Genomic DNA, 12,603 nt, shown 5'->3' with positions numbered 1-12,603 from the left:
CCGGCCTGTTCCCGCGCGCAAAAGTCCTCGCAACTCGGAACGTCGAAACCATCGTGAAGACGGGTGAACGCCGTGGCGTAACCGGGCCTTTAGACAGACGCTGGAACGGTCGTGAAGGCGGGTGAATGCCGTGGCGCAAACCGGCCTTTGAACCGGCTGCGGGAATCGTCGTGAAGACTGGCAAATCGCGTGGTAAAAACGGGTTTTGAGCTGACGCCGGAACCGTCGAGAGGGCCGAAAAATAGCGTGGCGAAAACGGGTTTTTGAAGTGGGCTACCGCCGCGAAGCGGGCGGGATGTGCGGGCGCGGACCACCACGAAAAACCGACCGACCACTCAAAACGTGCGCGGTCCACTACCCGTTAATTACTAGACGCCACTCGCTACGAAGCGCGAGGTAAACGCGCTTTCTTTTGCCTACTTTTCTTTGCGCGAGCAAAGAAAAGTAGGTGCGGTCCCGCACAGGGACGATCCAGGCAAACCGACGTGAATACAGGACGCGCACGCCAAGCCAGGAGCAACCAAACCAACCCCAAGCGAACCGCAAAACTCACAGGGACGGTCCAGGCAAACCGACGTGAAAACGGGACAACCGAACCAAACCCCAAACCCCTAACCCCAACCAGAAGTGAGAAAACCCCGAAAAAAACCAAATCAAACCAATACCATCGTCTTCTTCCTCTCAGCCCTCTGCATAAACAGATTCGCCGCCACCACCCCAACCGTCACAACCCCAATAAACAACGTCGCCAACGCATTCATCTCCGGATTCAACCCCAACCGCACGCGCGAAAACACCACCAGCGGCAACGTCGTCGACCCAGGCCCGGACAAAAACGCCGACAAAACCAGATCGTCGATCGACAAGGTAAAAGACAACAACCACCCCGCCACCAACGCCTGCGAAATCAACGGCAACGTAATAAAGAAAAACACCCGTAACGGCGTCGCGCCGAGATCGAGTGCGGCTTCTTCAAGCGACGGATGCAAATCCCGAACCCGCGACTGAACAATAATCGCGACATACGATATGCACAGCATCACATGCCCGATCCAGATCGTGAAAATGCCACGCCCGGCGGGCCAGCCCAGCAATTTCCCCATTTCGATGAACAGCAGCAGCAGCGAAATACCCTGAATCACTTCGGGAATCACCAGCGGTGCATTGATCATCCCGGTGTAAAGCGTGAACCCGCGAAACCGCCCCATGCGCGCGAGTACGAAACCCGCCCACGTGCCGATAATCACCGACGCAAACGCCGTCAACAACCCGATCCGCAACGACAGCCACGCGGCCGAAATCAGTTCGTCGTCCTGTAACAGCGCGGCATACCAGCGCGTCGAGAAATGCGTCCACACCGTCACCAGTTGCGACTCGTTAAACGAGTACACGACCAGACTCACGATCGGGATATACAGAAACAGAAAACCCAGTCCCAATGCAACGAACTGCAGAATGCGATTCGGCTTCATCAGCGCTTTTCCTCCAGAGCCTTAGCCTGCGCATACTGGAACAACGCCATCGGCACCAGCAGCAGCAATACCATCGCACACGTCACCGCCGAAGCCATCGGCCAGTCGGCATTGTCGAAAAACTCATTCCACATCACCCGGCCGATCATCAACGTATTCGCACCGCCCAGCAATTCCGGAATCACGTACTCACCCACCGCCGGAATGAACACCAGCAGACACCCGGCAATAATCCCGTTCTTCGACAGCGGTAACGTGATCTGCCAGAACGCTTTCCACGGTTTCGCGCCGAGGTCGTACGCGGCTTCGAGCAAAGTCAGATCCATCTTCACCAGATGCGCGTAAAGCGGCATCACCAGAAACGGCAGGTACGAATACACCATGCCGATATAAACCGCGGTATTGGTGTGATACAGCTCGATCGGCGAATGAATCAGCCCGATCGACATCAGAAAATTGTTCAGCAGCCCGTTGTTCTTCAAGATGCCGATCCACGCATACACGCGAATCAGAAACGATGTCCAGAACGGCAACATCACCGCCATCAGCAGAATATTGCGGGAGCCTGGATTCGAACGCGCAATGTAATACGCCATCGGATAACCGATCAGCAGACACAGCAGCGTCGAAATCCCCGCAACCACCACCGAGTTCACATAAGTCGCGAAATACAGGCTGTCGCTAAACAGAAACGCGTAGTGCGACAGATCCAGCGCGATATGAATCACGCCGTCCGTGAACGTGGTCAGTTCGGTGTACGGCGGAATGCCCAGCCGAAGATCGGCGAAACTGATCTTCACCACCAGCAGAAACGGCACGAGGAAAAACAGCAGCAACCAGACGAACGGCCCGGCCACCACCGCAGTGCGGCCGGTCAGCCCGAAACGCCGCACCGGCCACCGCACGATCGAACCCAGCGCGGCCTTCATGACGTCAACACCACGCCGGCGTTGGCGCTCCAGCGCACATAGACTTCGTCGCCCCAGGTGGGCGTGTCGATTTCCATCAATGCGAGACTCGAGACGTTCGCCACCACCGTCTTGCCGGCGTCGAGCTTCACGTGATACAGCGAGTAACCGCCCATATACGCCACGTTCGTCACGACACCCTTGCCCCAGTTGTACGCGCCTTCGGGCGGCTTGCGCGTGAGCGCCATCCGCTCCGGTCGCACCGACACGGTCACCGGCATGCCGAGCGGCCCGGTGATGCCGTGATTCACGTACAAACGGCAGCTCAGGTCGGGCGTTTCGATAAACACGTGATCCGGCTCGTCTTCGACGGTGTTGCCGTCGAACAGATTGGTCGAGCCGATGAATTCCGCCGAAAAGCGGCTGTTCGGATACTCGTACACTTCGTGCGGCGTGCCGAGCTGCACGATCTCGCCTTCGCTCATCACGGCAAGGCGGCCCGCCATCGTCATCGCCTCTTCCTGATCGTGCGTGACCATCATGCACGTGACACCGACCGAGTCGAGAATGTTGACGAGTTCGATCTGCGTGCGCTGACGGATCTGCTTGTCGAGCGCGGACATCGGTTCGTCGAGCAACAGCAGCTTCGGCCGTTTGACCAGCGAGCGCGCCAGCGCGACGCGTTGCTGCTGGCCGCCAGACAGCTGATGCGGCTTGCGCTTCGCGTACTTCGCCATCTGCACGAGTTCGAGCGCGGTGTGCACGCGGTCGGCCAGTTCGGCCTTCGGTACCCCTTCCTGCTTCAACCCGAACGCGACGTTCGATTCGACCGACATGTGCGGAAACAGCGCATACGACTGGAACATCATATTGATCGGCCGACGATACGGCGGCAGTTGCGCGAGATCTTCACCGTCGATCAGGATCTTGCCCGACGTGACGGTTTCGAGACCCGCGAGCATCCGCAGCAGCGTGGACTTGCCGCAGCCCGAACTGCCAAGCAGCGCGAACAGCTCGCCCTTCCGCACGGACAGGTTCACGCCCTTTACCGCGACGGTTTCGCCGAATTTCTTGACGACGTCGACGATCCGCACGAAGTTTTCCGTTGCGTCGTCCGCAACGACGTTGTTGCCCGGGGGCAGCGTGCCGGCCCCTGCCGGTGCACCCGACTGGTCACTCATAATCTGCTGCTTCACTTCTGCGTTTGACGAACAAAGCCCCCGGTGGAACCGGGGGCTTCATGACTTTACAACCCGACACCCTCTTTTCCTGCGCGGGCCGCGGCGATCAGCGGCCGGACTTGAATTCGGTCCACAGGCGCGTCTGCAAGCGCTGGATTTCCGGCGGCAGCGGCTTGAGCAGGAACAGCGTCTTGATGGTCTCCTGCGACGGATACACAGCCGGGTCGTTCGCGACGTCCTTGCTCACGTACTTGCGCGCTTCGACGTTGGCGTTCGGGTAGTAGACCTCGTTCGTGATCGCCGCGTGAACCTGCGGCGTCTCGATGTAGTTGATCCACTGAAGCGCGGCTTCCTTGTTCTTCGCGTCCTTCGGGATCGCCATCACGTCGAACCAGACCGGCGCACCGCCCTTCGGAATGTAGTACTCGATCTTGTACGACTTCTTCGCTTCGACCGCGCGATGCTTCGCGATCACGACGTCGCCCGAGAAACCGTACGCGAAACAGATGTCGCCGCCAACCAGATCGTTGATATAGCCCGACGAGTTGAACTGCGTGATGTACGGACGGATCTTCTTCATCATCGCGAGCGCTTCGCGATAATCCGCCGGGTTCGTGCTCATCGGATCCTTGCCGATGTAATGCAGCGCGGCGGCGAACATCTGGTCGGGCGCGTCGAGCACCGACACGCCGCACGCCTTCAGCTTCGACAGGTTTTCCGGCTTGAACAGCACGTCCCAGCTATCCAGCGGCACGTTCTTGCCGAGGATCTGCTGCGCTTTCGTGACGTTGTAGCCGAGACCCGTGGTGCCGTAAGCCCAGGGCACCGTGAACTGGTTGCCCGGATCCGCGCCGGCGACCAGCGCCATCAGCGCGGGGTCGAGATATTTGAGGTTCGGCAGCTTCGATTTGTCGAGCGGCGCGAAGATGCCCGCGGCGATCTGCTTGCCTGCGTAATTGCTGGTGGGCACGACGATGTCGTAGCCGGAATTGCCGGTGAGCAGCTTGGCTTGCAGCGTGTCGTCGCTGTCGTAGTTGTCGTATTTGACCTGGACGCCGGTCTGCTTCGTGAAGTTCGGGATCGTGTCCTTGGCGATGTAGTCGGACCAGTTGTACACGTTCAGCTGCGTATCTTTCGCCACTGCCGTCAACCACGGTGCAGCACACAGCACCAGCGCCGCCATTTGGCTCGCCACCAGTTTTTTCATCCTGTTCTCCGTCCGGACCGGCGCACTGCCGGTCGTCTTCTTCACATATGCCGCCGTGCAAGGCCGCACGGCTCCCCTGAAAAATTCGAAAACTACCATCAATTATTACGCGCGCCAAAAAAACCGCCCGGCTGTCGTGCAAACGGTACAGCGGCAGCCAGCCCTGCGCGGCGTCGCAAAATTCGCCGCAATTTTATCGGTTTGACAGCGCGTGTCCACCCGAAAAAAACCATGGGCCTTACCGTGTCCGCGTCGCACCGGAAGCGGACTGTAAGGACATCGCCACGCAGATGCCCCGCCCGGTGCAAAATAGCTTATCGGCCGGCGCAGCGCGTCCATCGGCAGGATCCGACGGGCATAACGCTTGCGCCGCATGGCCGCGCAGCGCATGCGCAAGCCCTATGCAAAACCGTTGCACTCACCGCGACACGCGTACCACGAAGCTCAAAGGCGCTCGATGAACACGTTGCCCTCAGGTGTCCGATCCCGACGACGCCGGCGTACGCCGGACGGCAGCGGTGGCCGTCCCGCGCACTGGTTTTCGTTCGTGGGCGCGGGGGCACTGATCGCGGTCGGCTATATGGACCCCGGCAACTGGGCCACCGCGCTCGCCGCGGGCGCCACGTACGGCTATCAGCTGCTCAGCGTCGTGTTCCTGTCGAGCCTGATGGCGATGCTGCTGCAATGGGTGTCGTCGCGGCTCGGCGTCGTCACGGGCCGCGATCTCGCGCAAGTCTGCCGCGAGCGCTACAGCCCGGCCGTGTCGCGGTTTCTGTGGGTGACGAGCGAAATCGCGATCGTCGCCTGCGATGTCGCCGAAGTGGTCGGCAGCGCGGTCGCGCTGCAATTGCTGCTCGGCGTGTCGTTGACGGTCGGCGTGTTGATGTCGGCGGTCTGCACGTTCGCGATGCTCGCGCTTCATCAAACGGGGCGGCGCACGCTCGAAGCCGTGATCGTGTCGCTGATCTTCTTCGTCGGACTGTGTTTCGTGGTCGAACTGGCGCTCGCCAGACCCGACTGGCATGCGGCGCTGGCGGGTATCGCGCCGGACCCGGCGCTACTGCGCAACGCGGGCATGGTGTGGCTGGCGGCCGGGATCGTCGGCGCGACGGTCATGCCGCACAACCTCTATCTCCACTCGGCGCTCGTCAAGAAGCACGCGCCCAACGGCACCGACGACGAAATCGCGCACGCGCTGCACGGCGTGAATATCGATACCTTCGCGTCGCTGTCGATCGCGTTCGTGATCAACGCGGCCTTGCTGATCGTCGCGGCCGCGGTGTTCTACGCGAGCGGCCATCGCGACGTCACCGATCTCGCCGACGCGCACCGGCTGATCGCCCCGCTGCTCGGCACCCGCTGGGCAGGCATCCTGTTTGCTACAGCACTGCTCGCCTGCGGGCTCAGCGCAACCGTGACGGGAACGCTGGCCGGTCAGGCTGTGATGGAAGGCTTCCTCAAGCTGCGCTTGCCGCGCTGGCAGCGCGCATTGCTGACGCGTTCGCTGGCGATCGGTCCGGCGCTGTTCGCAGTGGCGATGTTCGGGCCGCACGGCTCGAATCCGCTGCTGGTCGCAAGCCAGGTGGTGCTCAGCCTGCAACTGCCGCTGGCCGTGCTGCCGCTGATCCGCTTTGCATCGGATCGTCGGCTGATGCGCGAATGGCGCGTTCGCGGCGTGCCGCTGGTGCTCGCCTGGGCGGCGGCAGGCGCGATCCTGCTGCTCAACGGCGCGTTGCTCTGGCAACTGGCAGGCGACCTCTGAGCGTGGCGGCACCGCGCGCTGCGACGTCGTTGTAAGCCTTCTTTTACAAAACCGTGTAGTTCGTGCCGATGCGGCGCGCGTTCGTGGCGGCGTTGTCGCGTCGTTGCGTTGTCGCGTCGTGGCGTTGTCGCGTCGTGGCGTTGTCGCGTCGTTGCGTCAGCGCGGCCCGCTTTGCTCCCGTTGCGACCGCTTTTCCCGCTGTTTCCGGATTGCGTTGTCTTTCCCGTCTTTCGACTGCGTTCACGCCCCTTGACCCGGAGGACAGCCCATGCGCTGCCACGCTATGCGCTCCTGTATCACCCCGTTGTCCGCCACCGGCCATCCGGACGGCGGTCAGCCGATCGATCCGCTCACGCCCGATTCTGTTCGCGCGATGCCGCCGAAGCACACGATGCCCGGCAAACACGTAGCGCGCGCCGCGCTGCTGACATGGGCCGCGTTCGCGGGCTCCGCGTATGCGGCGGTCGCCGTGCTGCAACCGCCGCGTCAGGTGGCGGCAAGCGAGCCGTTGCATATCACGCTGCTCTATTCCGACGACGACACCAAACCGTTGACCGTCACCGTGCCGCGCACGCTGAACGTCACGCTGACGACCGGCGACCGCCCGCCGATGCCGCTCGAACTCGTCCGCGAGCCGAATGTGCCGGATACCGTGCATCTGCGCGCCGGTCAATATCGGAAGGTGCGGTTTTCGGCGGCATGGCCCGATGCCGCGCGCGGTGAAGTGCGGATCGATCCGGTTGGCTTTGATGCGTCGCCGACACTGGTGTCGCTCGATCGCGGCCCGAAACAGGCAACCGATATCGCCGCCGCCCACGCGCAGAGCGAAGCGACCACGCCCGCGCAAGCCGCAGCCGCCGCCACTGCCGTCGGCGCACCGACCAGCACCGGCGACGCGCTCGCGAAATCCGCGACCACCACCACCGACACGCTCGCCTCCGCCGATCGCGGCGTGCTGTCGCGGATTTCGTATTTCGAGCCGATGTATTTCGCGGCCGGCACGAACGGCGACACCAACGCGCGCTTCCAGCTCAGTTTCAAATACCGGATCCTGACACCCGACGATCTGCGCTCGAAAGCCTTTCTCGACAACCTGTATTTCGGCTACACGCAGACGACGATCTGGGATCTGTCCGCCGATTCGCGACCGTTCCGCGACACCAGCTACGAACCGCAAGTGTTCTACTCGATTCCCGATACCGGCTGGCACAGCCCGCTGTTCACGCGAATGGGCTTCATGGGCGGCATCGGTCACGAATCGAACGGCAAGGCAGGCGACGATTCCCGCAGCATCAATACGGTGTTCGTACGGCCGACATGGGAATTCGGCGACATCGCGTCGTACCACTTCGTCGTGTCGCCGAAAATCTATTACTACCTCGGCAAGAGCAGCAACCCGGATATCGCCGACTATCGCGGCTACGTGGATCTGCTGGTCAAATACGGCAGCCCGGACGGCTGGCAACTCGCGACGACGCTGCGCAAAGGCAACAAGCACTGGTACGGCAGCGTCGATACGCAGCTGACGTATCCGCTTGCCAAGCTGCTCGGCGACAAATGGGGCGGCTATCTGTGGGTGGGATACTTCAACGGCTACGGCGAGGACATTCTCGACTACAACCAGCGCCAGCACTGGATCGCACGGATCGGCTACAGCATTTCGCGCTGAGGCTGCGTCAGCAGGCCGTCGCGCCGTCGTGCCGTTTTGTGGCGTGACGGTTGGCGCGCGGATGGCGCGGGTGGCGCGCGTCGCTCGGGGAGGGTGCTGCGCCGCATCGTTTAAGATAGCGGCACTCTCCTGTTCCGCTTTAAGGTTTTCGATGTCCTCGAATCTTCACGATCTTCCCGACAGCCCGTGCATCGGCGTGTGCTCCACCCTTTTCGACGATATCTGCAAAGGCTGCGGCCGCACCGCGATGGAAGTCTCCAACTGGGTGTTCCTGAGCGACGAGGAAAAGCGCGTCATCTGGAAGCGCATCGAAGCCGAAGGCACGGCGATGCGCTTCAGAAACGATCGGCTGTGATCGCGTGATCCTGTGACCGCGCCGGGCCGCGCGCGTCGCGCATAAAAAGACGCCGGGACAGCAACTGACCCGGCGTTTTTGTTTGTCGCGAGCGTGCGCGCGACGATCCGTCAGAACTTCATCCCGACGCCGAAACCCAGCACGACCGGATCGATATTCAGCTTGCCGAGCGACGTGCCGCCCAGCGACGCGTCGGTACGCATCCAGATTTTCTTGACGTCGGCATTCAGGAAGATCGACTTCGTCAACTGCACGTCCACACCCGCCTGAATGGCCGGCCCGAAGCTGTGATTCGTGATGGCGATGCCTTCGCCGCCCGCGTTCAGCCCGTTGTTGTAGAAGTACGTGTAGTTGACGCCCGCACCCAGATACGGACGGATCTTCCCCGCGTGGTTGAAGTGATATTGCAGCAGCAGCGTAGGCGGCAATACGTTGACGGCGCCCAGATCGCCGAGGCTCGACGTCAGGTGATGCCGCGACGTGCCGAGAATCAGCTCCACGCCCAGCCAGTCGCGAATCATGTACGTCAGATCCAGTTCCGGCACCGTCGCGTTGTTCACGTTGACGTTCAGCGTGGACAGCGTGTTATGCGTGGAGACATTCGGCATGATGCTGATGGAACGCAAACGAACCAGAACGTCGCCGGCATGAATGCCGTTCATCGGATCACCATCCGCCGCGTGCGCCTGCGTCGCGAATACACCTGCACCGAGCAGGCACGAAGCGGCTACGAAGGCACGCAAGGCGGTTTTAAGAGTTTTCATTGGGTTCCCCGAAGTGTTTTGAATTCGTCAACAATTGTCGAAGTTCTTCTGGCCCCCGATGTTGACTCGCATCAAGCGAGGGAAAACGTCGTGCGACCTGCGACAGCCGGTCGCGCCACGCCGGTCAGCAGCAACTCGATCAGGTCGTGAACGCTGCGGATCGCGTTGCCGAACGGCAGCGCTTCGCGTCCGCGAAAGAACAGGCCGTTGGCGACGTCGCCGCGCAATGCAGCCGTCAGCCGCGTGTCGATGCAGAAGTGGCCGAATTTCTCGATGCCGTCGCGCAAGCCGCACACGCTCAGGCAGTCCAGTCCGACCGGACACAACCGCTTCAGTCCGCCGATTTTTTCGCGAATACGGGTTTCGTTGCGCAGATAGCGCGTGAGCCAGGGCGTCTTGACCGCGCGCGCCGGCAAGCCGGTGACGCTGACGAATTCGACGATGTCGTCAGGTGTCGCATCGACCAGCACGCGCTTGAAGTTCGGATGCGCGTCGCCTTCTTCGGTGACGGCGAACGGCGTGCCGACCTGCACGCCATTGGCGCCCGCGTCGAGCCACGTACGCACCGCGTCATGGCTGTTGATGCCGCCCGCGACGATCACCGGCACATCGCTGCGCTTCAGCCCGAGCGTCGTGAAAACGGTCTCCAGTTCGTCGAGCACACGCGCGAAACCGAAGCGTTCGTCGTCGACATCCGCGATATTCGCGACGCCGATATGGCCGCCCGCATGCTTCGGATGTTCGATCACGATGGCGTCGGGCAAGCGGCCTTTCTTGAGCCACTTCTTCAGCACCAGCGACACGCCGCGGCTGTCCGACAGAATCGGGATCAGCGCGATATCGTGACCTTGCGTCATGTCCGGCAAGTCGAGCGGCAGACCCGCGCCCATCACGATCGCATCGGCGCCGTTCTCGCACGCGACGCGCACGTAGTCGGCGTGCGCGCTGACGGCCTTCATCACATTGACGGCGATCATGCCGTTGCCCGCGCTCAACGCGCGGGCCGACTGAATTTCACGCGCGAGCGCAATCAGGTTCGCGCGTTCGAAGGTTTCGCGAACCGGATCGGCCTGACACGTTTCGACGAGATCGGGATGATGGTGGCGCAGGTCGATACTGGCGATCGTGCCGACCGCGCCTTCACGCGCCACGCTGCCCGCCAGCCGATGCGCCGAAATGCCGACACCCATGCCGCCTTGAACGATCGGCAACAACGAGCGGCCGCGAATCACGAGCGGCGAAAAGGAATGAGATGCAAACATGACGGCCCCGCGTGTCGGATAAAAGCGTCATTTATCGTCAGCGGGACGGTGCGCACATTGCGCGAGATCAACCGTATTGATCGCGATGCGCGATGTCCGTTTTTTAATTTGTCGTATGTCATGCACCTGACGAATTGTCACGCGTATAGACCGCGCGCTTTCGACGCATGTGCATCACGCATAAAAAAAGCCCGCTTCGAAGAAGCGGGCTTTGCGGTCGCGGCAAGCGAAACCGGAGACGGGCTTACTGCACGCCCTGGCTCGTCAGGAACTCTTCGTAGTTGCCGCCGAAGTCGTTCAGCGTGCCGTCGGTTTTCACTTCGATGATGCGGTTCGCGAGGCCGCTGACGAATTCACGGTCGTGCGACACGAAGATCAGCGTGCCGTCGTACTTGTCGAGCGCGATCTGCAGCGACTCGATCGATTCCATGTCCATGTGGTTGGTCGGCTCGTCCATCAGCAGCACGTTGTGACGGCCCAGCATCAGCTTGCCCCAGATCATGCGGCCCTTCTCGCCACCCGACAGCACCTTCACCGACTTGCGGATATCGTCGGCATTGAACAGCAGACGGCCGAGCGTGCCACGCACCGACTGCTCGTCGTCGCCTTCCTTGCGGTAGCCGTCGATCCAGTCCATCAGCGTGACGTCGGTCGGGAATTCTTCGTACGTGTCTTGCGGCATATAGCCGATGTTCGCGTTTTCCGCCCACTTCACCGTGCCGTGATCCGGGTTCACCGCGCCCAGCAGCGAGCGCAGCAGCGTGGTCTTGCCCGCGCCGTTCTGCCCGATGATCGCGATACGTTCGCCCGGCTGCACGCTCAGGTTGAAGTTGTTGAAAATCGTGCGTTCGTACTTCTTCGAGATGCTGTCGGCCACCACGGCGATGTTGTGCAGCTTCTTTTCATACTCGAAGCGGATAAACGGATTCTGACGCGACGACGGCTTGAATTCCTCGATCTTGATCTTGTCGATCATCTTCAGACGGCTGGTTGCCTGACGCGCCTTCGACTTGTTCGCCGAGAAGCGGCGCACGAAGTCCTGCAGATCGGCGACGCGTTCCTTCGCCTTCGCGTTGGCGTTCTGCTGACGCTCGCGCGCCTGCGTGCTGGCCAGCATGTAGTCGTCGTAGTTGCCCGGATAGACCTTCAGCGTGCCGAAGTCCATGTCGGCCATGTGCGTGCAGACCTGGTTCAGGAAATGTCGATCGTGCGAGATGATGATCATCGTCGAGTTGTACTGGTTGAGCATGTCTTCCAGCCAGCGGATCGAGTTGATGTCCAGGTTATTGGTCGGTTCGTCGAGCAGCAGCACGTCCGGCTTCGAGAACAGCGCCTGCGCGAGCAGCACGCGCAGCTTCCAGCCCGGCGCGACGTTGCTCATCGGGCCGTCGTGGTCTTCGATTGCAATGCCGATGCCCAGCAGCAGTTCGCCCGCACGCGCTTCGGCCGTGTAGCCGTCGTACTCGGCGAACTTCGCTTCGAGTTCGGCCGCGTGCATGTAGTCGTCGTCGGTGGCTTCGGGGTTCGCGTAGATCGCGTCGCGCTCGGACATCGCGGCCCACATTTCGGCGTGGCCCATCATCACGACGTCGAGCACGCGCACGTCTTCGTACGCGAACTGATCCTGGCGCAATTTACCGAGGCGCACGTTCGGCTCGAGCATCACGGTGCCGGAGCTCGGCTCCAGATCGGAGCCCAGAATTTTCATGAACGTGGACTTGCCGCAGCCGTTTGCACCAATCAGACCATAGCGGTTCCCTCCCCCGAACTTGACCGAGATGTTCTCGAAAAGGGGCTTCGGCCCGAATTGCATGGTGATATTGGCGGTAGACAGCACGGCGCGTCCCTTTGAATGATGATCGGCGAAAAACCTAGTATTTTAGCAGGTTATTGGGATGTTATCTGGCGCGCGCCCGCCGAAATCCGCCCGAACCGCGCCCGGAATCCGGCCCCAGATGACAAAAAGTTACCCGTGTCCGGCGTGCCCGCGAGCGGCCAGGACAATCCGCATCGCGTCGCCGCC

Annotated in this window: 10 protein-coding genes; 3 read left to right on the top strand and 7 right to left on the bottom strand. The window is 61.5% G+C overall.

Annotated elements, in window-relative coordinates:
• Positions 1–653: 653 nt before the first annotated feature.
• From PW947_RS27370 to PW947_RS27355, 4 genes are all read right to left on the bottom strand, one after another.
• Positions 654–1,472: an ABC transporter permease subunit gene (locus PW947_RS27370; protein ID WP_299635497.1), complete on the bottom strand. Its 819-nt coding sequence runs from the start codon at positions 1,470–1,472 to the stop codon at positions 654–656.
• The gene (locus PW947_RS27365) at positions 1,472–2,401 is read right to left on the bottom strand and encodes an ABC transporter permease subunit (protein WP_299635496.1); all 930 of its coding nucleotides are present in this window, start codon (positions 2,399–2,401) and stop codon (positions 1,472–1,474) included. The genes PW947_RS27370 and PW947_RS27365 overlap by 1 nt, the downstream gene beginning before the upstream one ends.
• The gene (potA, locus tag PW947_RS27360) at positions 2,398–3,561 is read right to left on the bottom strand and encodes a polyamine ABC transporter ATP-binding protein (RefSeq protein WP_299635495.1); all 1,164 of its coding nucleotides are present in this window, start codon (positions 3,559–3,561) and stop codon (positions 2,398–2,400) included. The genes PW947_RS27365 and potA overlap by 4 nt, the downstream gene beginning before the upstream one ends.
• Positions 3,562–3,667: 106 nt before the next feature.
• Complete coding sequence (locus PW947_RS27355) at positions 3,668–4,768, bottom strand: polyamine ABC transporter substrate-binding protein (protein ID WP_299635494.1); 1,101 nt, start codon at positions 4,766–4,768, stop codon at positions 3,668–3,670.
• Between the two features lie 457 nt (positions 4,769–5,225).
• On the opposite strand from PW947_RS27355, the gene PW947_RS27350 reads away from it, so the two are divergent.
• The 3 genes from PW947_RS27350 to PW947_RS27340 all read left to right on the top strand — a co-directional run bounded on the left by PW947_RS27350 (position 5,226) and on the right by PW947_RS27340 (position 8,554).
• A complete protein-coding gene (locus PW947_RS27350) occupies positions 5,226–6,530 on the top strand; it encodes an Nramp family divalent metal transporter (protein ID WP_299635493.1) in 1,305 nt (434 codons plus the stop codon).
• Between the two features lie 391 nt (positions 6,531–6,921).
• The gene (locus tag PW947_RS27345) at positions 6,922–8,199 is read left to right on the top strand and encodes a phospholipase A (RefSeq protein WP_299636045.1); all 1,278 of its coding nucleotides are present in this window, start codon (positions 6,922–6,924) and stop codon (positions 8,197–8,199) included.
• A 151-nt stretch (positions 8,200–8,350) separates the two neighbouring features.
• Positions 8,351–8,554 (top strand): DUF1289 domain-containing protein, encoded by a 204-nt coding sequence (locus PW947_RS27340; RefSeq protein ID WP_299635492.1) that lies wholly within the window; start codon positions 8,351–8,353, stop codon positions 8,552–8,554.
• A gap of 110 nt (positions 8,555–8,664) precedes the next feature.
• Here the strand turns inward: PW947_RS27340 and PW947_RS27335 are convergent, their stop codons facing one another.
• The 3 genes from PW947_RS27335 to PW947_RS27325 all read right to left on the bottom strand — a co-directional run bounded on the left by PW947_RS27335 (position 8,665) and on the right by PW947_RS27325 (position 12,417).
• A complete protein-coding gene (locus PW947_RS27335; RefSeq protein WP_299636043.1) occupies positions 8,665–9,216 on the bottom strand; it encodes an OmpW family outer membrane protein in 552 nt (183 codons plus the stop codon).
• Between the two features lie 173 nt (positions 9,217–9,389).
• Positions 9,390–10,580, bottom strand: coding sequence for a nitronate monooxygenase family protein (locus tag PW947_RS27330; protein WP_299635491.1), 1,191 nt, complete (start codon positions 10,578–10,580; stop codon positions 9,390–9,392).
• Between the two features lie 244 nt (positions 10,581–10,824).
• A complete protein-coding gene (locus PW947_RS27325) occupies positions 10,825–12,417 on the bottom strand; it encodes an ABC-F family ATPase (protein ID WP_299635490.1) in 1,593 nt (530 codons plus the stop codon).
• Positions 12,418–12,603 lie beyond the last annotated feature (186 nt).

It is taken from the genome of Paraburkholderia sp. (assembly GCF_028283785.1).
GTDB lineage: Bacteria > Pseudomonadota > Gammaproteobacteria > Burkholderiales > Burkholderiaceae > Paraburkholderia.
The sequence above is the reverse complement of the archived record's forward strand: the minus strand, read 5'-3'. Positions and strand labels throughout refer to the sequence as shown.